The sequence below is a fragment of the Citrobacter sp. Cpo012 genome (assembly GCF_030333015.1).
Classification (GTDB): Bacteria; Pseudomonadota; Gammaproteobacteria; order Enterobacterales; family Enterobacteriaceae; genus Citrobacter; species Citrobacter portucalensis.
On sequence record NZ_JAOWGR010000037.1, the window covers coordinates 577,701 to 598,325 of the forward strand.

22 protein-coding genes are annotated in these 20,625 nt (G+C 48.9%); 9 read left to right on the forward strand and 13 right to left on the reverse strand.

The genetic code is table 11. The annotated features are described in order from the left end of the window. The first annotated feature begins 48 nt into the window (after nucleotides 1-48). Nucleotides 49-984, forward strand: a complete 936-nt coding sequence (gene ttcA, locus OGX90_RS12630; protein ID WP_032943567.1) for a tRNA 2-thiocytidine(32) synthetase TtcA — start codon at nucleotides 49-51, stop codon at nucleotides 982-984. 78 nt (nucleotides 985-1,062) lie between these two features. Here the strand turns inward: ttcA and dbpA are convergent, their stop codons facing one another. The 4 genes from dbpA to OGX90_RS12650 form a co-directional block, all read right to left on the reverse strand. Further along, on the reverse strand, nucleotides 1,063-2,436 hold the full coding sequence (dbpA, locus tag OGX90_RS12635) for an ATP-dependent RNA helicase DbpA (protein ID WP_008784890.1): 1,374 nt from the start codon (nucleotides 2,434-2,436) through the stop codon (nucleotides 1,063-1,065). A 28-nt stretch (nucleotides 2,437-2,464) separates the two neighbouring features. Next, nucleotides 2,465-2,632 carry a proline-rich small protein YnaL gene (gene ynaL / locus OGX90_RS12640; RefSeq protein WP_108912468.1) on the reverse strand — a complete coding sequence of 56 codons (168 nt, stop codon included), beginning with the start codon at nucleotides 2,630-2,632 and terminating at the stop codon, nucleotides 2,465-2,467. A 275-nt stretch (nucleotides 2,633-2,907) separates the two neighbouring features. Further along, nucleotides 2,908-3,891, reverse strand: a complete 984-nt coding sequence (gene zntB, locus OGX90_RS12645; protein WP_003833215.1) for a zinc transporter ZntB — start codon at nucleotides 3,889-3,891, stop codon at nucleotides 2,908-2,910. Nucleotides 3,892-4,045: 154 nt separating this feature from the next. Further along, nucleotides 4,046-5,155 carry a methyl-accepting chemotaxis protein gene (locus OGX90_RS12650; RefSeq protein ID WP_234691980.1) on the reverse strand — a complete coding sequence of 370 codons (1,110 nt, stop codon included), beginning with the start codon at nucleotides 5,153-5,155 and terminating at the stop codon, nucleotides 4,046-4,048. A 411-nt stretch (nucleotides 5,156-5,566) separates the two neighbouring features. Between OGX90_RS12650 and OGX90_RS12655 the strand changes: the two genes are divergently transcribed. Both OGX90_RS12655 and OGX90_RS12660 read left to right on the forward strand, forming a co-directional pair. Next, nucleotides 5,567-7,681, forward strand: a complete 2,115-nt coding sequence (locus OGX90_RS12655) for a putative bifunctional diguanylate cyclase/phosphodiesterase (protein WP_111465508.1) — start codon at nucleotides 5,567-5,569, stop codon at nucleotides 7,679-7,681. A gap of 67 nt (nucleotides 7,682-7,748) precedes the next feature. Continuing rightward, entirely contained in the window at nucleotides 7,749-8,981 is a 1,233-nt protein-coding gene (locus tag OGX90_RS12660) for a GGDEF domain-containing protein (protein WP_008784893.1), read from the forward strand. A gap of 12 nt (nucleotides 8,982-8,993) precedes the next feature. On the opposite strand, the gene smrA is transcribed toward OGX90_RS12660, so the two are convergent. Continuing rightward, nucleotides 8,994-9,557 (reverse strand): DNA endonuclease SmrA, encoded by a 564-nt coding sequence (gene smrA / locus OGX90_RS12665; RefSeq protein ID WP_234691981.1) that lies wholly within the window; start codon nucleotides 9,555-9,557, stop codon nucleotides 8,994-8,996. A gap of 225 nt (nucleotides 9,558-9,782) precedes the next feature. Between smrA and ogt the strand changes: the two genes are divergently transcribed. The 3 genes from ogt to uspE all read left to right on the forward strand — a co-directional run bounded on the left by ogt (nucleotide 9,783) and on the right by uspE (nucleotide 12,347). After that, nucleotides 9,783-10,298: a methylated-DNA--[protein]-cysteine S-methyltransferase gene (gene ogt, locus OGX90_RS12670; protein WP_008784895.1), complete on the forward strand. Its 516-nt coding sequence runs from the start codon at nucleotides 9,783-9,785 to the stop codon at nucleotides 10,296-10,298. 194 nt (nucleotides 10,299-10,492) lie between these two features. Further along, nucleotides 10,493-11,245, forward strand: coding sequence for a fumarate/nitrate reduction transcriptional regulator Fnr (fnr, locus tag OGX90_RS12675; protein WP_003020397.1), 753 nt, complete (start codon nucleotides 10,493-10,495; stop codon nucleotides 11,243-11,245). Nucleotides 11,246-11,396: 151 nt separating this feature from the next. Continuing rightward, on the forward strand, nucleotides 11,397-12,347 hold the full coding sequence (uspE, locus tag OGX90_RS12680; protein ID WP_003833229.1) for a universal stress protein UspE: 951 nt from the start codon (nucleotides 11,397-11,399) through the stop codon (nucleotides 12,345-12,347). Nucleotides 12,348-12,395: 48 nt separating this feature from the next. Here uspE and OGX90_RS12685 read toward each other — a convergent pair whose 3' ends face one another. Further along, nucleotides 12,396-12,656, reverse strand: a complete 261-nt coding sequence (locus tag OGX90_RS12685; protein ID WP_003020403.1) for a DUF2534 family protein — start codon at nucleotides 12,654-12,656, stop codon at nucleotides 12,396-12,398. Between the two features lie 245 nt (nucleotides 12,657-12,901). On the opposite strand from OGX90_RS12685, the gene OGX90_RS12690 reads away from it, so the two are divergent. After that, on the forward strand, nucleotides 12,902-13,933 hold the full coding sequence (locus tag OGX90_RS12690; RefSeq protein WP_003843943.1) for a mechanosensitive ion channel family protein: 1,032 nt from the start codon (nucleotides 12,902-12,904) through the stop codon (nucleotides 13,931-13,933). A 38-nt stretch (nucleotides 13,934-13,971) separates the two neighbouring features. Here OGX90_RS12690 and OGX90_RS12695 read toward each other — a convergent pair whose 3' ends face one another. From OGX90_RS12695 to OGX90_RS12710, 4 genes are all read right to left on the reverse strand, one after another. Beyond that, on the reverse strand, nucleotides 13,972-15,024 hold the full coding sequence (locus tag OGX90_RS12695) for an NAD(P)-dependent alcohol dehydrogenase (RefSeq protein ID WP_286573571.1): 1,053 nt from the start codon (nucleotides 15,022-15,024) through the stop codon (nucleotides 13,972-13,974). A 43-nt stretch (nucleotides 15,025-15,067) separates the two neighbouring features. Further along, entirely contained in the window at nucleotides 15,068-15,475 is a 408-nt protein-coding gene (locus OGX90_RS12700) for a cupin domain-containing protein (protein WP_020996378.1), read from the reverse strand. Nucleotides 15,476-15,507: 32 nt separating this feature from the next. After that, a complete protein-coding gene (locus OGX90_RS12705; protein WP_020996377.1) occupies nucleotides 15,508-16,137 on the reverse strand; it encodes a carboxymuconolactone decarboxylase family protein in 630 nt (209 codons plus the stop codon). 172 nt (nucleotides 16,138-16,309) lie between these two features. Then, on the reverse strand, nucleotides 16,310-16,693 hold the full coding sequence (locus OGX90_RS12710) for a VOC family protein (RefSeq protein WP_008784902.1): 384 nt from the start codon (nucleotides 16,691-16,693) through the stop codon (nucleotides 16,310-16,312). Nucleotides 16,694-16,813: 120 nt separating this feature from the next. On the opposite strand from OGX90_RS12710, the gene OGX90_RS12715 reads away from it, so the two are divergent. After that, nucleotides 16,814-17,584 (forward strand): DeoR/GlpR family DNA-binding transcription regulator, encoded by a 771-nt coding sequence (locus OGX90_RS12715; RefSeq protein ID WP_234691982.1) that lies wholly within the window; start codon nucleotides 16,814-16,816, stop codon nucleotides 17,582-17,584. Here OGX90_RS12715 and OGX90_RS12720 read toward each other — a convergent pair. Next, nucleotides 17,581-17,865 (reverse strand): Rho-binding antiterminator, encoded by a 285-nt coding sequence (locus tag OGX90_RS12720; RefSeq protein WP_032943584.1) that lies wholly within the window; start codon nucleotides 17,863-17,865, stop codon nucleotides 17,581-17,583. The two genes, OGX90_RS12715 and OGX90_RS12720, sit on opposite strands and share 4 nt — an antisense overlap. A 66-nt stretch (nucleotides 17,866-17,931) precedes the next feature. Next, nucleotides 17,932-18,162: a glutaredoxin family protein gene (locus OGX90_RS12725; RefSeq protein ID WP_008784905.1), complete on the reverse strand. Its 231-nt coding sequence runs from the start codon at nucleotides 18,160-18,162 to the stop codon at nucleotides 17,932-17,934. 114 nt (nucleotides 18,163-18,276) lie between these two features. Between OGX90_RS12725 and OGX90_RS12730 the strand changes: the two genes are divergently transcribed. Further along, entirely contained in the window at nucleotides 18,277-18,840 is a 564-nt protein-coding gene (locus OGX90_RS12730) for a MarR family winged helix-turn-helix transcriptional regulator (RefSeq protein ID WP_191227141.1), read from the forward strand. Between the two features lie 37 nt (nucleotides 18,841-18,877). Here the strand turns inward: OGX90_RS12730 and mppA are convergent, their stop codons facing one another. Further along, nucleotides 18,878-20,491 (reverse strand): murein tripeptide ABC transporter substrate-binding protein MppA, encoded by a 1,614-nt coding sequence (gene mppA, locus OGX90_RS12735; protein WP_234691983.1) that lies wholly within the window; start codon nucleotides 20,489-20,491, stop codon nucleotides 18,878-18,880. Nucleotides 20,492-20,625 lie beyond the last annotated feature (134 nt).

Genomic DNA, 20,625 nt, shown 5'->3' on the forward strand with positions numbered 1-20,625 from the left:
TGAAGTTTGCCCATTATATGCCCCTTTTGGTTTTTGAGAACGGTAAGAATGCAAGATAATCAACAAGTTACAAAGAAAGAACAATACAACCTGAACAAACTGCAAAAACGTCTGCGTCGTAACGTGGGCGAAGCCATTGCCGATTTCAATATGATCGAAGACGGCGATCGCATTATGGTGTGCCTTTCCGGCGGGAAAGACAGCTATACCATGCTGGAGATCCTGCGTAATTTGCAGCAAAGCGCCCCGATCAGTTTTTCCTTAGTTGCGGTTAACCTCGATCAAAAACAACCCGGTTTCCCGGAGCACATTCTGCCAGAGTATCTGGAACAGCTGGGCGTTGAGTACAAGATTGTCGAAGAAAACACCTACGGGATCGTCAAAGACAAAATCCCAGAAGGCAAAACGACCTGCTCGCTCTGCTCTCGCCTGCGTCGCGGCATTCTGTACCGTACGGCAACCGAATTAGGAGCCACCAAGATTGCGCTCGGCCACCATCGCGACGACATCCTGCAAACGCTGTTTTTAAACATGTTCTACGGTGGGAAAATGAAAGGCATGCCGCCGAAGCTGATGAGTGATGACGGTAAGCACATCGTGATCCGCCCGCTGGCTTACTGCCGTGAGAAAGATATCGAGCGTTTCTCCGAAGCGAAAGGTTTCCCGATTATTCCGTGCAATCTGTGCGGCTCACAGCCTAACCTACAGCGTCAGGTCATTGCTGATATGTTGCGTGACTGGGACAAACGCTATCCAGGCCGCATTGAAACCATGTTCAGTGCGATGCAAAACGTTGTACCTTCACATCTGAGCGATATCAATCTGTTCGATTTTAAAGGCATTAAGCACGGTTCAGAGGTTGTGGACGGCGGGGATTTAGCGTTCGATCGTGAAGAGATCCCGCTGCAGCCTGCGGGCTGGCAGCCAGAAGAAGATGATGCTCAACTGGATGAATTACGCCTGAACGTGGTGGAAGTGAAGTAAGCGTCTGTCAGGCCTACAACGTGCATAAGCGCCTGTAGGCCTGATAAGCGGAGCGCCATCAGGCGCCCCAACGGGTAGTTATTTCAATAACCGGACCCGGCAAGTCTTGCCTTTAATCTTACCGTTTTGTAATTGTTTCCACGCCTTGTGCGCTATGTTCTGGCGAACGGCGACATAGACGTGTGCCGGATGAACGGCAATTTTGCCGATATCAGCGCCATCCAGACCAATATCACCGGTCAGAGCCCCCAGAACATCACCAGGGCGCATTTTCGCTTTTTTACCGCCATCAATGCATAATGTCGCCATCTCTGCTTCCAGCGGCAGGATTGAGCCGTTAGCTGGCGCAGTTAGCCAGTTCAGCTTCAGTTGCAGCATTTCAGAAAGAATGTTGGCACGCTGCGCTTCTTCCGGCGCACAGAAGCTAATCGCCAGACCGCTGTTGCCGGCACGCGCGGTACGTCCGATACGATGGACGTGGACTTCCGGATCCCACGCCAGTTCGAAGTTAACTACCAGCTCAAGTGATTTGATATCCAGGCCACGTGCGGCCACATCGGTTGCGACCAGGACGCGCGCGCTACCGTTGGCAAAACGAACCAGCGTCTGATCGCGATCGCGCTGTTCCAGGTCGCCATGTAATGACAGTGCGCTTTGCCCTGCCGCATTCAGTGCATCGCAAACGGCCTGACAATCTTTTTTGGTGTTACAAAAAACCACGCACGATGCGGGTTGATGCTGGCTGAGTAGCTTTTGCAGCAGCGGAATTTTTCCGTGGCTGGAGGTTTCGAAAAACTGCTGTTCAATCGCCGGTAACGCATCGACCGTATCAATTTCAATCGTTAATGGATTTTGCTGTACCCGGCCACTGATAGCAGCAATGGCTTCCGGCCAGGTTGCGGAAAACAGCAAAGTCTGACGTGACGCAGGCGCAAAGCGAATGACATCATCAATCGCATCGCTAAAGCCCATATCCAGCATGCGGTCGGCTTCATCCATAACCAGCGTATTCAGGGCATCCAGAGAAACGGTGCCTTTTTGCAGGTGGTCAAGTAAACGACCCGGTGTGGCAACAATAATATGTGGTGCATGTTGCAGGGAGTCACGCTGTGCGCCAAAGGGTTGCCCACCGCACAGCGTTAAGATCTTGGTGTTTGGCAGGAAGCGCGCTAAACGACGCAGTTCACCCGCCACCTGGTCGGCAAGCTCGCGCGTTGGGCACAGTACCAGAGACTGCGTCTGAAACAGCGCGGCATCAATATGCTGTAATAGCCCAAGACCAAAAGCAGCCGTTTTGCCACTGCCGGTTTTAGCCTGCACGCGAACATCTTTACCCGCCAGGATTGCCGGTAACGCAGCAGCCTGAACAGGCGTCATTTCAAGATAGCCCAGCTCGTTAAGATTCTCGAGTTGAGCAGCAGGTAAAACATTCAGGGTTGAAAAAGCGGTCACAATTTAATCTCACGGTAAAAACTCACATTCAGCAGGCGCGTATCCTCGCAGATATGTGCCCGTGATGCGACAATTTAATCGGTTCTTCATCTGGCGGCGGATCCGGCATGGGCTGCGGACGAGGTATGGGATCGGGAATGGGAACCGGATCGGTCGGTAGCGAATCAGTGTTCGACGTTGCAATCAGACAGGTCATATACCCCTCCAGTCATTCAGGTTGACTCTTTTAGGGTAGACGCTGATTTCCTGCAGGCAAAAAAAAGCCGACTAATCTAAGTCGGCGTCGTACGAATCAATTGTGCTATGCAGTAATTCAAAAAAGGAAGTAAGACAATATGGAGCGCAACGCCCATCGCTTGACGTTGCATTCACCTGCGAGAGAGATATTGCCCCGAATAGGTAGATGGTTTATTGACTTCGCTCAAAAATCAGGACGTTTTCATGCGCAAAAGCCACTAAAAAACGTTGTTGTTACAACCATTTACTACGATGCAACCATAAAGTAACACCACCAATCAGGACCACTAACAGAATACAAAAAAGTGAGAAACCAAACTGCCAACCACCGCCGGGGATACCGCCGAGGTTAACGCCGAAAAGCCCGGTTAAAAATGTGCTGGGAAGAAAAACCATTGCCATCAATGACATTGTATACGTTCGGCGAGCCAGAGACTCCTGCATCACCTGCGCAATTTCATCCGCCATAATACCGGTCCGGGCAATACAGGCGTCTATTTCATCCAGCCCTCTCCCCAGCCTGTCAGCGATATCCTGCATCCGTCTCCGATGGTCGTCGGTCATCCAGGGTAAACGTTCACTCGCCAGACGCGCATAAACATCTCTCTGAGGAGCCATATAACGTCGCATCACAATTAGCTGCTTACGCAGTAAAGCCAAAAAACCACGCGGTGGGATCTGCTGATCGAGCAGGTTATCTTCCAGATCGATAATCTTGTCGTGCAGCTGTTCGATAAATTCGCTGGCATGGTCGGTTAGCGCATCACAAACATCCACCAGCCAACTGCCACAATCAGCCGGTCCCGTCCCTTCCTGGAGATCGCTGACCACATCATCCAGCGCCAGCACTTTGCGCTGACGGGTTGAGACAATCAGACGTTCATCCATATATAAACGCATCGCCACAAGTTGGTCAGGACGCTCGTCGGTGCTGCCGTTAATGCAGCGCAACGTGATCAAGGTACCTTCCCCAACTCTACTGACGCGTGGGCGTGTACTTTCGCCTGCCAGCGCATCACGCACATTGTTGGGAAGAAGAGGTGTTGTCGCCAACCATTGGGCACTTTCAGGATGTGTGTAATTAAGGTGTAGCCAGCAGGGATGCTGACTATCAATTACATCATTATCGCTCAGCGGTTTTACTCCACCTCGACCATCCAGCAGCCAGGCAAACACGGCATCCGGCACATTAACATCCGTTCCCTTAATGGCTTCCACAGCGCCTCCACAAACATTCAGCCTTTTTCGTTAGTCTAGCTGTCAGAATATGTTAAGCAATATCTCATTGTCCCATTGTGCTGAAATGATTCATAAAAGTCTCTGATAACAGGAAAAGCTCTGACGAATACGACGCTTGCTTCGAGATACCCGGTTAAGCCCGCTGCCATCTCGCTGACTCAAGAGTGTTACTTAAGCGAAATTTATGTGTCCGCGACTGGAGATCAATCACCTGGTTTTTCAGGATACCCGAGGAATCAGAAAGCTCATCAACCATAATGGCATTACTTTGGGTTACATTCTCCAGTTCGGCCAGTGCATGAGTAATACTGATAATTCCTTTCTCCTGCTCCTGTGTAGTGGTTAATATCTCGCCCATCAGTTGGTTTAATTGACCGGCACCACCGACAATATCATGCATATTTTTTTCTGCTTCACGCACAATAGCTGCACCTTGCTGAACATTTTGATGGGTTTGCGCAATCAGCTGCTTAATATTCTTAGCAGCATCCGCACTACGGTGTGCAAGCATTCTGACCTCACCGGCCACCACGGAAAAACCTTTGCCATGTTCACCGGCCCTCGCCGCTTCCACGGCAGCATTCAATGCCAGAATATTTGTCTGGAATGCGATACCATCAATTAGCGTAATTATTTCCGTCATCTGCTGTGCACATTCGGTGATTGAACGCATATTTGTCGCAACCTGCACCATTAATTCGCCACCCTGAATGGCGCATTGCGTGGCAACTGTTGCCTGGACGCTGGCGATTTGCGTGTTGTCAGCATTATTTCGCGTATTAACGGCTATTTCATCCATATTAGCAGCCGTCTGCATCAATGCTCCGGATTGTTGTTCCGTTTTCACTGAAAGCTCGGCGCTGCGTTCCGCAAGCTGTTCAGAGAGCGCCATCGCCGTTTGTGAGGATGTTCGGATCTCATTAACGAGTGTTGAAATATTACTCGATAAACTATTGATGCCCGGTATTAGTCTACCTGCACAATTATTACCAAACTCTGGAATACTGATCGCCAGATTCCCAGACGTCACTTCCTCAATGCTCCTTTTTACCGTATTGATCGGCATGACCAGGTATTTCGTCATATACCACCATAAGCATAATATAGAAATAACGCTTACCACATTTGTACCAATTATAATTTCCGGCGCGGCCGAGAAAATCATCTCAACAATATTGAGAGCAACTGCCGAAATGAGCAGAAATAAAATAATAAAGGTTCTGACGCTAATATCATTTAACATTTTAGTCCTGTGCACTAAGAAATTATGTAGATATTATTTTTTATAGCACCTGCAATGCAGAATGCCATTGCTCTGCGACGAAAGCTGAACTTTCAATGAGAACCTGCAATCCTTTTACTTAAGGCAAGAAATTACACCCTTTATTCCTGTTAGCTCAGTGTTTTATTCCATCAAATGGCTGTGATGGCGCCAGTCATCAGGTTATTGTGATGACAAGCACATGGAGAGCATAAAACACACAGAACTATAAATTTGGTGAATGTTTATATAAGTAATGGCTCGTTATTTTCACTATCTTCCTGTTCCCTCTAATACCAGTGTAAAAACATAAGAACATTCCCGGTTTTATCATGTTAACTGGACAAAACCTGCTAGATTTATTACCACGGCTTTTTTTCGATAGGTAGTATGATGTTGAACGTGTCGTGGGACCCTGTATTGATTGGGATTTCCTTTGTTGTCGCGTTTATTGCCTCTTTTATTGCTCTCGATAGTGCGGGCAAGGTGGCAATCTCCAATCGACGTGAATCAACCTTCTGGCGCCTGTCTGGCGGGGCTACGCTAGGGATGGGGATATGGTCAATGCATTTTATCGGTATGCTGGCCATGAAAATGAGTATGCCGATCAATTACCATTTTTCGCTCACGGCATTTTCTTTCTTTATTGCGCTCATTTCTGCAACTCTCGCCATTAATATCGCCATTTCCGGTAATACGCTTTCAACAAAACGATTAGTCGTAGCCACAGGAATATTAAGCGCCGGTGTCGTCACCATGCACTACGTTGGCATGTATGCCATCATTGAGCATGTTGCCATCCTATGGAGTCATTCGCTGATACTGCTCTCAGTGATGATTGCCATCGTTGCATCTGGTGTAGGTTTGTGGCTGGCGTTTCATTTACGCCAAAATACCCGTCGAGCCCTGATCAATCGGCTTGTCGCCGCCCTTATTATGGCGCTGGCGATTGCCTCTATGCATTACACCGGGATGGGAGCGGCAACATTCACCCATTTTGGACACACGGTACACAATGGACTCAGCACACTGGAACTCTCTGTCTGGGTCTGCGCCGTCACGCTGGTTATTTTGGGTATCATGCTGGTGGTGTCGATGGTGGATTCGCAACTGCGTACCTCCCGACTGGCAGACAACTTACATCAACTTAACTGCCAGCTTGAGCATCAGGTCCACTTCGACGCACTTACTGGACTTGCCAATCGCACACAGATAGATGCCTGCTTACAGGCCTGTCTGCAGCATTCCAAACTGCATCAGCATCAATTTGCTCTGGTATTCATCGATCTCGATCGCTTCAAAGTCGTTAACGATACCTGGGGACATCACATCGGCGATCAGTTGCTGATCGCCAGTACGCAGCGAATCTACAGCTGCCTTGATGACACCATGACGCTGGCGAGGCTGGGGGGAGATGAGTTTATTCTTCTGGTTCCTGACTGTAATAAAGAGGATATCACCGCTCTGCTGACCCGGATTGCGGCTGCGATTGGTGATCCTTTCACGCTGTTTGGGTACACCATTCGGGTTTCGTTAAGTGCGGGAAGCAGTATTTATCCTGAACATGGTTCCACGTTGCATGAGTTAAAAGTAAAGGCTGATATGGCGATGTATCATGTCAAACAGGCTGGCAGAAACGGTTGGGCTATTTATAGCCCGGAAATGGAAGCTATCGCCGATACACCGCCGACATTTCTACAGGAACTGTCACAAGCACTGGAACACGATCAATTTGAGCTTTGGTACCAACCCAAATACACCGCCGGGGATCATTCCCTGACCGGTTTTGAAGCGTTATTACGCTGGCATCACCCGGAACGCGGCATGCTGTTACCCGCAGAGTTTCTGCCTGCGCTGGAAGAGACAGGCCTTATCATTCCGGTCGGGAAATGGGTTATCCAGCAGGCATGCCAGCAGTTACATCAATGGAAGTTACAAGGCCATGCGGAATGGACCCTCGCCGTTAATCTTTCCCCTTCCCAGTTTGAACAACATGACATCGTTGATGTGGTTTGCAGCGCCCTTGCACAATATCAACTATCACCTGCATATCTCACGCTGGAATTGACTGAAAGTACAGCACTTAAAAATTTAAAACGTAGCGCTGAAGTCTTAAATGCATTTTCAGCTTTAGGGATCACCGTTTCTATTGATGATTTCGGTACCGGTTATTCAAATATATTGATGTTGAAGTCTCTTCCGGCACGGGAATTAAAAATTGACAGAGTATTTGTTAAAGATATTAGCGAGAACAGCAAAAATACAAAGATTGTGTCTACTATTATTGACATAGCCCACTCCATGAATATGCAAGTGGTGGCTGAAGGAATAGAGACCCAGGAGCAGGAAATACTCCTGACCCAGATGGGATGTGGTGTGCTGCAAGGTTTCTTGTTTGCAAAACCGTTGCCTGCGCATCAGATCCATGAATTGATTCCAACGGAAAGCAACATTAAGCAGCAGCGAATCGTACAGTCTTTGTCTCCTCAACAATCAATAACATTATGAGACTGTAATATAAAAAACAGATGCCATTAAACGGGCAACACAGCAGATAAAGATAACGGGATTATCGATGAGCACAACCGAGCTGCATTCACTGGATTTATTAACCCTGCCGGTGTGGATTGTTTCGCCGCATACCGAAGAACTGGTGTTCGCTAATACCGTTGCACGGGAACTGATGCAGGCCCCCTGCTTTTCTCTACTCCGCAAGGGCATATTTTCAACTCATGCCCAGAATGATTTAACCATGTATCTCAGCGATTTGAGAAATCATCACGACATTGTAGAAATCCTTACAGTTTGCCGCGAAGGTGAAGACGTCGCGATGGCCAGCCGCCTGTCCATCCGCTCTCTGCCGGAATCAGGTGACGTTATTCTTTTCGAAGGCATTGAAACACCGACTTCGCAAGGTCTGAAAGCGAGCCGTTCAGCGAATTATCAGCGAAAAAAACAGGGATTTTACGCGCGTTTTTTCCAGACTAACTCGGCCCCAATGTTGCTTATCGATCCGTCCCGTGATGGGCTTATCGTTGATGCAAATCTCAGTGCGCTAAATTTTTATGGCTATAGCCATGATACGATGTGCCAGAAACATACATGGGAAATCAATACGCTGGGCCGTCATATACTCCCGGTGATGCATGAAATCGCCCATCTTCCCGGTGGCCATAAGCCTTTGCATTTTGTGCATAAACTGGCAGACGGCACATCCCGGCACGTACAAACCTACGCCGGGCCAATCGAAATCTACGGCAATAAGCTCATGCTGTGCATTATTCATGACATTACCGAGCAAAAGCGGCTGGAACAGGAGCTTGAGCGTGCGGCCCTACGTGACGCCTTAACGGGATTGCTTAACCGCCGACATTTTTATCAGGTAACCGAGCCGGAACAGACCCACGCGATGTCACTAACACAGGATTACAGCCTGCTGTTGATCGACACCGATCGCTTTAAAAGCATTAACGATCTTTTTGGTCATTTAAAAGGTGATGAGGTACTTTGCGCTCTGGCCCGCACACTTGAATCCTGTGCAAGAAAGGACGATCTGATTTTTCGCTGGGGAGGTGAAGAATTTGTGCTGCTGCTGCCGCGAACCTCGTTAGATATTGCCCTCAATCTCGCAGAAGTGATACGGGCGACAGTGGCCAAAGTTACTCTCCCTGGCCTTCCCCGCTTTACCGTCAGCATTGGCGTAGCTCGGCACGAAACAAATGAAAGCATCGATGAGTTATTCAAACGCGTTGACGACGCGTTGTACAAAGCCAAGAACGAAGGCAGGAACAGAGTGCTGGCCGCCTGATGTTTACGTCGTTCAGCGACTGCGTTTAGCGTGACGCTCCCAGTTGTCCTGTTTTGCCTGTGCGGTTTTACGCAATGCCACATAACATGCCCCGCTGCCGCCGTGATGCGGCAGTGCGGCGCAGTATGCTTGCACGTCGTCAAATTCCGTCAACCAGCGCGCCACGTAGCTGCGAACAATATTGGCATGGGAGTTATCGTCACGTCCCTTGCCGTGTATCACCAGCACGTTACGCAACCTTTCCTGCTGCGCCTGCAGAATAAAGCTAAAGAGCATCTGGCGACATGTTTCAACAGGTTGGCGAATAAGATTAAGGCTCGCCTGCTGCGGGTATTTTCCGTTTCGCAGCTTGTCGGTCACGCCGTTCTGTAAACCTTCGCGACGAAACTCGAGCGGCACATTCAACGGGACAATATCGAGAAATCCCGTCGAGAGAAAATTATCCAGTTGTAGCGTATCGATACGCGCCGGAGTGCGAAGATTGCGCATGGGCTGCCAGTGCACATCGGCATGGTTTTTCAGCGGTTGAACATCCCCCATTGCGTCAAGAAACAGCGATGCATCATCAAGGTTCATGTTTCATCCTCCAGCGTATTGCGACGGGCATTATCATAACCGCGCACTATTATACCGACAACTATACCGGTAACGGTTTACGGTTATTTCCAATAATTAACCGGATCCTCCGCGCTGAACCGATCTACTCACGACAAGTTGATATCCGTTTTTAGGGGTATAGCTGCGACGGTCACTGGCGTGATAATGTGTAGGCTCGCCTGAATGCTGTAATGAGAGAAACGGATGCTTAACTTACTGGAAGACACCATCGACACGCCGCTGGGCCCGCTGTGGGTTATTTGTGATGAGCAATTTCGCCTGCGCGCAGTGGAATGGGATCAGCACAGCGATCGCATGGAACAATTGCTTGATATTCATTACCGTACAGAAGGTTATCAGCGCATTACCGCCAAAAATCCTGGTGGATTAAGCGACAAACTCTCTGAGTATTTTGCCGGAAACCTCAGCATCATTGACACGCTGGAAACGGCAACCGCTGGGACGCCTTTCCAGCGTGAAGTCTGGCAAGCATTACGCACTATCCCCTGCGGGCAGGTCATGCATTATGGTCAGTTGGCCGAACAGTTGGGGCGCCCCGGCGCTGCAAGAGCCGTCGGCGCTGCTAATGGCTCCAATCCAGTAAGCATTGTGGTTCCCTGTCATCGTGTCATTGGACGTAACGGCACCATGACCGGATATGCCGGCGGTGTACAACGAAAAGAGTGGTTATTGCGCCACGAAGGTTATTTGCTACTCTAGATTCCAGGCAATTAATGCCTTATTCATCACACTTCCGCATAATGCGACCCCAAATTAAGTGTGGTTAATCAAGCAGATACAAACATTCGCTCCAGTTATGCCTGAATTATTCTCTATTGGGAGTAGCTCAGGCTTACGTGCTCACCAAAAAGATGTTAAAATTGACAAATATCAATTACGGCTTGAGCAGACCTATGATCCCGGAAAAGCGAATTATACGGCGCATTCAGTCTGGCGGTTGTGCTATCCATTGCCAGGATTGCAGCATCAGCCAGCTTTGCATCCCGTTCACACTTAACGAGCATGAGCTTGACCAGCTCGATAACATCATCGAGCGCAAAAAGCCTATCCAAAAAGGGCAGACGCTCTTTAAAGCAGGTGATGAGCTTAAATCACTCTACGCTATCCGCTCCGGAACGATAAAAAGCTATACCATTACCGAACAAGGCGATGAGCAAATTACCGGTTTCCATCTGGCGGGTGACCTGGTAGGTTTTGACGCCATTGGCAGCGGCCATCACCCGAGCTTTGCTCAGGCGTTGGAAACCTCAATGGTATGCGAAATTCCTTTCGAAACCCTTGATGACCTGTCCGGTAAGATGCCGAACCTGCGTCAGCAGATGATGCGTCTGATGAGTGGCGAAATCAAAGGCGACCAGGATATGATCCTGTTGCTGTCGAAGAAAAACGCTGAAGAGCGCCTGGCGGCCTTTATCTACAATCTGTCTCGTCGCTTCGCCCAGCGTGGGTTCTCGCCTCGTGAATTCCGCCTGACCATGACCCGTGGCGACATTGGTAACTACCTCGGTCTGACGGTTGAAACCATCAGCCGCCTGTTGGGTCGTTTCCAGAAAAGCGGCATGCTGGCGGTGAAAGGCAAATATATCACTATTGAGAACAGCGACGCGCTGGCAGTTCTTGCCGGCCACACGCGTAACGTTGCGTAATCTTTCCGCAAGCCTCTCTGTTATCCTTCTGTCAAATCGCTAAATTTTCCCGATTTATTGATCTGGCAGGAGGTTATTCCCTGTTTCAAACCACATTATTGGGTTACTCTTTTAGTTACAAACTGCGATGACAGTTGTAAGGAGACCCTGTATGGCTATGTATAAAAATATGCTGGTCGTCATCGACCCTAACCAGGACGATCAACCAGCATTACGGCGAGCTGTTTATTTGCATCAACGGATTGGTGGCAAAATTAAAGCCTTTTTGCCGATCTATGACTTTTCCTATGAAATGACTACCCTGCTGTCGCCTGATGAGCGTACGGCAATGCGTCAGGGGGTCATCAGCCAGCGAACTGCATGGATACGTGAACAAGCGAAATACTACATCGAAGCAGGGATCCCTCTGGAGATTAAAGTGGTCTGGCATAACCGACCCTTTGAAGCCATCATCCAGGAAGTCATCAGCGCCAGGCATGACCTGGTCCTCAAGATGGCGCACCAACACGACCGCCTCGAAGCCGTAATATTTACGCCAACCGACTGGCATTTATTGCGTAAATGTCCAAGTCCGGTATGGATGGTGAAAGACCAGCCATGGCCTGAAGGGGGTAAAGCACTGGTTGCCGTAAACCTCGCCAGTGAAGAGGCTTATCACAACGCGCTCAATGAAAAACTGGTTAAAGAGACGCTACAGCTTGCAGAACAGGTTAACCATACCGAAGTGCATCTGGTTGGCGCCTACCCTGTCACACCAATCAACATCGCGATTGAACTGCCTGAATTTGATCCCAGCGTTTATAACGACGCAATCCGTGGACAGCATCTGCTGGCCATGAAGGCGCTACGCCAAAAATTCAGTATTGATGAGAAAGTGACGCACGTTGAAAAAGGCTTACCTGAAGAGGTCATTCCTGATTTAGCCGAGCACTTGCAGGCGGGTATTGTGGTATTGGGGACCGTCGGACGTACCGGTATTTCTGCTGCGTTTCTTGGTAACACCGCGGAACAGGTTATCGATCATCTACGCTGTGACCTGCTGGTCATCAAGCCGGATGAATATCAGACGCCAGTTGAACTGGACGACGAAGAAGACGATTAACCACACAATGAAATGCCGGATGGCGATATCATCCGGCATTTTAAACGCCTAGTGTTGCTCCTCACCGCCGAGGAAATAGATACCAAGCGGGATAGCCAACAGAATCGTAAACACCATGCTGTAGACACAAATCATTGCAGATTGAATGGCGTACATTGAAGCGGTCCAGTCGGATAGCGGAATGTCATACTGTTCAATAACGCCACCTATCGTCGCTCGCGTCACGACCGACGCTGCGATAATAAACACTCCAAGCAGGCACAACAGAAACTTCCGTCCCTTCGCTGTTTTCAGCTTAGCCATGATCATAGTACTGTCCTTTTGCAAATGAAAAACCTTGTTACTTTGCGCTAACAATACCATGACATCAACTGACTGTCTGCTACATAAACCGCATACAGGGTTGACGTCAGCGTTATTTCGCTGAAAATAGCGCTGATTGCATTATTTATCTCTCCTTTTGATTAATGATCTGACCGCCTTAACTGAGTAAAATATCTGGGGATTAGGATGTCAGATGATATTTAGCTAACACGGAGTTGCCAGGAAGAATCATGATCGCTGAACTGTTTATGAATAATGCGTTTAATTTGACGGTAATTCTTAGCTGCTGTGCCGCGCTGGTCCTGATGAGCGTCTGGTATCATCGTGGAGAGCGTCGCTGCAAAGGATTCATATTTCATGCCGCACAATTTTTTGTCTATGCCATTATCATTGGGACGTTTGGCAGCATTGCTAATAACGTTATCGAAAGTTACAGCCTGAAATTTATCTCCCCCAGCGTGGTCGACTTTATCTGCACCTCGTTGATTGCGTTGATCCTGACCATCAAACTTTTTCTGGTGATTAATCAGTTTGAAAAGACGCAGATTAATAAAGGCAGAGATATCACCAGCGCGAGGATCCTGTCGCGTATCATCAAGATTACCATCGTGGTTGCCATCATTTTACTGTATGGCGAACACTTCGGTATGAGCTTATCCGGTCTGTTAACCTTTGGCGGTATTGGCGGTATCGCAGTGGGTATGGCGGGGAAAGATATTCTGAGCAACTTTTTCTCAGGCATTATGCTCTATTTCGACAGACCGTTTAGCATAGGCGATTGGATCCGCTCCCCGGACCGCAATATTGAAGGCACGGTAGCAGAAATTGGCTGGCGAATGACTAAAATAAACACCTTCGACCATCGTCCGTTGTATGTGCCAAACTCGATTTTCTCCTCCATCAGCGTAGAAAACCCAGGGCGCATGACCAACCGGCGAATTAAAACGGTGATCGGGTTACGATATGAGGATGCCGATAAAGTCGGTGCCGTTGTCGAGTCGGTCAGAGAAATGCTGCAAAACCATCCTGGAATAGACCAGAAACAAACTCTGTTGGTCTATTTTAATGAATTTGCCGATTCATCGTTGAATATCATGGTGTATTGCTTCACGAAAACCACCGTCTGGAAGGAATGGCTCGCGGTACAGCAAGACGTTTATTTAAAGATTATCACGATAGTCCAGGCAAACGGCGCCGACTTTGCGTTCCCCAGCCAGACGCTGTATATGGATAATCCTGAAGCATCGCCATCGACACACTAACAAAAGAAAAGACGCGGAAATCCGCGTCTTTTTTGTACTTATTTCAATGAGGCAATATCAATTACGAAGCGGTATTTCACATCGCTTTTCAACATCCGCTGCCAGGCACGATTAATATCCTGAATATCGATCACTTCGACATCGGCGGTAATACCATGCTGACCGCAAAAATCCATCATCTCCTGCGTTTCGGCAATGCCGCCGATAACTGAACCCGCCACAGACCTACGCCCAAGGATCAGGGGAACCGTATTCAAAAACGGATCCAACGCACCAAGATAACCAACCAGCACCAGCGTACCGCTTAGCTCCAGGGTTGGGATATAAGGGTTCAGGTCATGAACGTAGGGCACAGTATCGATAATCAGATCAAACTGATTCGCTGTCGCTTTCATCTGTTCACTGTCAGTGGAAAGCACAACGTGACTGGCACCCAAACGTCTGGCATCAGCTTCTTTGCCCGGTGAACGCGTAAACAGCGTAACTTCCGCGCCCAGCGCATTTGCAAGTTTGATTGCCATATGCCCGAGTCCACCCAGACCGACAACCGCGACTTTACTGCCCTCGCCTACCTGCCAGTGGCGCAGAGGCGACCATGTTGTGATCCCGGCGCAAAGCAGCGGCGCCGCACCGCGTAAATCGATCCCTTCAGGGACCTTCACCACAAACTTTTCGGTAACGACAATTTTGTCAGAATAGCCGCCGAAAGTAGGCAGACCGTCATGACGGTCGATATCGTTATACGTTAGCGTGTTACCTTCTTCGCAATACTGCTCTAGCCCCTGCTCGCAGGCGCTACAGTGTTGACACGAATCAACCATGCAGCCGACCCCTGCGAGATCGCCCACTTTGAATTTTGTTACCGACTTACCAACATGCACCACGCGGCCAATGATCTCATGCCCTGGTACCATCGGATATTTAGCACCGCCCCAATCGTTGTAGGCGTTGTGAATATCCGAGTGGCATACACCGCTGTATAAAATATCGATAACCACATCATCTTCACGCGGATCGCGACGAACAAAATTATGGGGGACTAAATCTTCTTTCACCGCCAGAGCAGCATAACCCTTCACATTCATGACCATTGAGATCTCCTCAGGGATTAGGTGTTACCAGAACCAGCATAGTTCAGGGCAGCAGGTTGTACTCAGCGTCGCTAACCGGTTCCAGCCATTCGTTCGACGCGCCAGGGGCCGGGATTTCCACGGCGATATGGGCAAACCAACTATCACGCGCGGCGCCGTGCCAGTGTTTCATTCCCGCCGGAATGTGCACGACATCGCCGGTTTTCAGCTCACGTGCCGGTTTATTCCACTCCTGATACCAGCCTCTGCCACCGGTCACCAGCAATATTTGTCCACCCTCATGATGAACATGCCAGAAGTTACGACAACCCGGTTCAAATGCGACATTGCCAATTACCACGCCTTCCATGGAGAGCATGGTCAGATAGCTGTCGCCAGTGAAATACTTCGCATACGCTTCATTTTTCTCTCCACGTGGAAAGACGCTGTTACCATCAAATTGTTCGTTCATAGTGACTCCAGTATGGATAATGTCCGCGGTGTTCATACCAGACATTCATCAAGAACCGTACGGGCATTTTCCCCAATCCCGGCCCCACAGTGCTGTTCGAGTATCGTAATAAACTCACTGAGTTGCTCAGGGAGGATCCCGATGTTAAGGCATATCGCAAAATGGCTTTTCAACTGGCTGTTAACGCCGCCCAGAACGGCCAGCGCCGAAACGGTCACCCATTCACGGTCCTGCCAGTCAAGTACATCTCGCTGAAAAATATCGCCAAACAGATGTGCTTTAAGCCAGACATCAATAGCGGGTGCAAAGTCAAACAGCGGACCGCTTACAGGCTGTCCAACCAGTTGCGTCTGAGTTAGGCTCCCAGCCTGAACACTGTTCCAGTCTGCAGGTGGCGGCGTGGCCGTTCTACCTTCGTCGTCTGAAAGCCCTTTCTCGCTTCGACTTTTCACCACCGACATAAAGCAGGACAGACCGTTCAGGCTGCGAGGGAAACCGCAGTATGCGTAGAGCTGTAGCAGGATCTCTTTTACTTCATTGAGCGTGAGTCCCGCATCCAGTCCGGCGTTGAGCGCGACGTCCAACTTTTCCATCTGTCCTGTGGCAGTGAATGCCGCAATGGGGATGATTGCCTGTTGTCTGGCATCCAGTTGGTATTGCATATTCGACTCTCCAAAACGGTGGCAACATTGCACCACCGGGGGCTGAAAACAGTAAAATTATAGAGACTCGACGTGTCGGTGATTAGAGAGGAAAAGAAGGACAAACTTATGAGCTGTGCTCATCAATAATGAGCAGCAGGTACTCTTTATTTGCAGGTAATTGATTGAAGACTTACGCCACAATCTCGATTAAATTGCCGTCAGGATCTTTTATCACCGCTTCGTAATAACCATCGCCAGTAGTGCGCGGACCTGAGACTAATATCCCCTGTTCCTGCGCTTGCATTGCAATGGCATCAACATTTTCATTGCCGCCAACAGAAATGGCGAGGTGTACCCATCCGCAACGATTATTGTCAGGTTGCTGCCCGATAAGACCCGGTTTGGTCATTAACTCAATCGCAATTTCCTCGCCAATTTTGACAAAATAAGATTCAAACCCAGGATTGGTTTTACTGCGGTATTTCTCGTTGATCTTGCCGTCAAAAAACGAGACCCAGAAGCGAGCTTGCTGCTCGAGATCCTGTGTCCATAACGCCATATGCGCAATCTTCATAGCGAACCTCTTCCCGTTGTATCCAGAATAGTACGGCCCCTGTAAGGGATGTTGACATCGTTAATCATAATGCACGATCATGCACTCTATTGCTCGATGTTTATTTCACCTGGAGTATCTATGCTCGATTACGCCGCATTCCCGGAACAGCGCCAGGCGCTTATCTTTCAGATCCTGCAAGAAAACGGCAGAGTCATTTGTTCTGAACTTGCTAACCGATTAGGTGTTTCTGAACACACAATTCGTCGTGATTTGCATGAATTGAGCAAAGATGGCGTGTGTAAAAAAGTCTATGGTGGCGCGGTCATTACACTCCCTGAATCCGAAGACATCGACGTGCGCAAGAGTATTAATGTAGCCAAAAAGAGCAACATCGCGCAGAGATGTGCCCGACTGGTCAAATCTGGAAGCTGTATTTTTATCGACACGGGTAGCACCAATCTGGCGATGGCAGAAGCTCTGCCCGCCGAACTGGCGTTAACCGTGGTGACAAATTCACCGGAGATTGCCGCCGTTTTGCTAAAAAAACCGCTGTTTGAAGTCATTATGCTGGGTGGCGTGGTGCAGAGATCTTCAGGTGGGTGCGTGGGAGCTTCCGCCATCGCACAAGTGCAGGACATTTTATTCGATCAGGGATTTATTGGCGGCTGCGCGATGTCGCCTGAATCCGGCTTAACGGGATTTGATTATGCGGATTGTGAATTCAAAAAAGCGGTGATTAAACAATGTAATGAAACTATCGTCGCGCTAACGGCTGAAAAAATCCCAGCCGTCGCCCGATATGTCGTTACCGAAAGCAGCAATATCGATGTGATTGTTGTAGAGGACAACATCAGCAAAGAGTACGCCACAGAGTTCCAGGCGCACGACATTCGAATTTATACCGTCTAACCGCGGTAGACTCGCTGAAAATTTACTGTGCTAAACGTCGCTCCTGGCGTCAGCGCGGTGATCGCTGACAGATAATCCAGACGGATTTTTTGCTGGTTTTCAGATTGCCCCACGACCAGAAATTCTTCTTTTTCCACGGTGGTACACGTCGTCAGCGCTTTAGCATCAAAACATGTGCCATCCGTTAGTTCAATGCGCAACCAATAGTGGTACATGCAGGCGATTTCCAGATAATCATGAAGATCGCAATCTATCGGGTGATACTCTTCGGTCGTTTTCATCATGCTACCTTCCCCAACGTCTTGTATATTCGGGAAATCGCCAACGCAACTTCCCGAACTATCTAGCTATTTCAACGCTTCAATGGGAGCGCCGAAATTAATATGCAGCACATTGCCGTCAATCACCAGCGCCGGAACAGATTTCACGCCAGCCACTTCAGCCTCAGCAACCCGATCAGGTTGCTCTCCCAGATGAACCACATCGATTTCAACATCTGCAGACAAATGCTGCAGAAGTGTCTGTTCTGCGGAAACACAAACCGGGCAACCTGCATGATAGAAACGAGCTTTAGTCATGATACATCTCCTTTAAATTATAGTATCGATTCGATACTATAATTCATGCTACGCTGCTTTTACCCTTTGTCAATATAGTTTTTAATCGATACTATATGCCGAGGAGGATTTGTTATGCCCGACATGTCACTTTTCGACGTACTTGACCGGCTTTCCAGCCTGACAAGGATGTGGTTTCGCCAGCATCCTTTACTGGCGGATCTCCAGCCAGTACAACTTAGCGCGTTAATGTATCTGGCCCGTTGCAACCGTTATTCCAATACGCCGCTTGGCGTGACAGACTACCTTGGGCTCACCAAAGGTACCGTGTCACAATCGCTGAAGCTTTTGGAAAACAAAGGGTTGATTGTTCGCAAGCCGGATGACCGTGATAAACGTAGCGTCCATCTACACTTAAGTGAGTCGGCCAATACCTTACTGGAAGCCCTGCTGCCCCCCACGTTTTTAGTGGAGGGTGAATTGGCAATGGGTGAACGGGCGATCGTGCTCAGAGAGCTGCTGTTAGAACTGTTACGCGGGATCCAGAGGACCAACAATGTGCCTGGCTTTGGTCTTTGCCATAGCTGTCGGTTCCACCAAAAAATTGATGGTCAGGGATTTTGTAATCTGACGAAAGAGAGATTGAGTGAAGAAGATTCATTGCTGATTTGCCGGGAGCATCAGCCGCCGGAAACATAAAATGGCTGGTGCAAAATCACACCAGCCATTATCTCTGTTAGTGCTTAACGATATACATTGTGCGGCTGTATGCGACATCTTCAGGGTTAGTAATCGGATACCCTTTCAGCCACGGTTTAATTAAACGCCCGTTGGTATACTGATAAATCGGTGCAATAGGTGCCTGTTCCATCAGAATTTTCTCCGCGGCGTTATAATCGGCATTGCGCGCTTTCTCTGTATTCTCCAGAGTTGCCTGGGTCAACACTTTGTCGTACGCCGGATCATTAAAGCGGGAGATATTGCCCGTATGGGTCGATGTTAATAGCGACAAGAACGTAGATGGCTCATTGTAGTCACCCACCCATGAGGCGCGGATCACATCAAAATTACCGGTATTACGGCTGTCGATATACGTTTTCCATTCCTGGTTCTGCAGTTTCACGTCAACACCGAGGTTCTTCTTCCACATAGAAGCCACTGCGATAGCAATCTTCTGATGATTTTCTGAGGTGTTGTACAGCAGCGTCAGTTTAAGCGGTTTCTGTGGGCCATAGCCCGCCGCACGCAGCAGCGTTTTTGCCTGCGCGTTCAGTTCTTCCTGACTCATTTGCTCAAACGGTGAAGGTTCCGGTACAAATCCTGCCGTTACATCCGGCGTAAAATGCCATGCCGGTTTCTCACCGGTACCCAAAACTTTCTCTGCCATCAGACGACGATCGATAGTCATGCTGAGCGCCAGACGCACGCGCGAATCGGCGGTCGGTCCCTTCTGGGTATTGAAAGCATAATAATAAGTACCAAGTTGCGGCGGGGTGTAAACCTGACCCGGGACATCCTTCAACAGTTTCTGGTACATATTTTTCGGGAAGGATTCCGTGATATCAATATCACCCGCAAGATAGCGCTTGGTCGCAGCTGATTCCTGGTTGATCGGCAGGAAGGTGACTTTTTGCAGCACCGTTTTGGCGTTGTCCCAATAATGCGTGTTCGGCACCACTTCCAGTTTTTCGTTCACGACGCGATCTTTGAGCACATAGGCGCCGTTACCAATAAGATTGCCTGGTTTTGTCCACTCTTTGCCGCTCTCAACGTTAGCTTTTTGTACCGGATAGAATGCAAAACTCGCTGTCAGATTGGCAAACCAGGGCAGCGGTTTATCCAGTTGAACTTTCAATGTCCGTGCATCGACAGCACTAACGCCAAGTTTATCAGGCGTGGCTTTGCCATCGATAATAGCCTGAGCATTATTAATTCCCGCCAGCGCCGCAAACCAGGCAAACGGCGACAGCGTTTTTGGATCAACCAGACGCTGCCAGCTATAGACAAAATCCTGCGCCGTTACCGGCGTACCATCGGCCCATTGCGCATTGTCACGCAGCGTAAACGTCCAGATGCGGTTATCGTTACTCTTCCACTGGGTAGCGACGCCAGGCACGATCTCACCCTTCTCATTCTGGTTGACCAGCCCTTCAAATAGATCACGAATAACCTGTATTTCAGGCAGCCCTACAGCTTTTGCCGGATCAAGCGACGCCGGTTCGTCTTTTATATGACGCACCAGTTCTTGTTTCTCTGCCAGTACCGTTCCGCTGGGAACATCAGCAGCCCAGGATAAAGAAATGCTGCTAACCAACAACGCACAACAGGTTACTGAAACAGAATGCTGCATAAGATACCCTCAATTCCGGCTACTAAGTGAATGTGTAATTATTTGTATCGCCAGCAGGAAATGCAATTAACTTCCGACAAGAAAGTGATATTACACCTGAAAAGATAAGTGTGTGAAAACGATTTGATTATCCA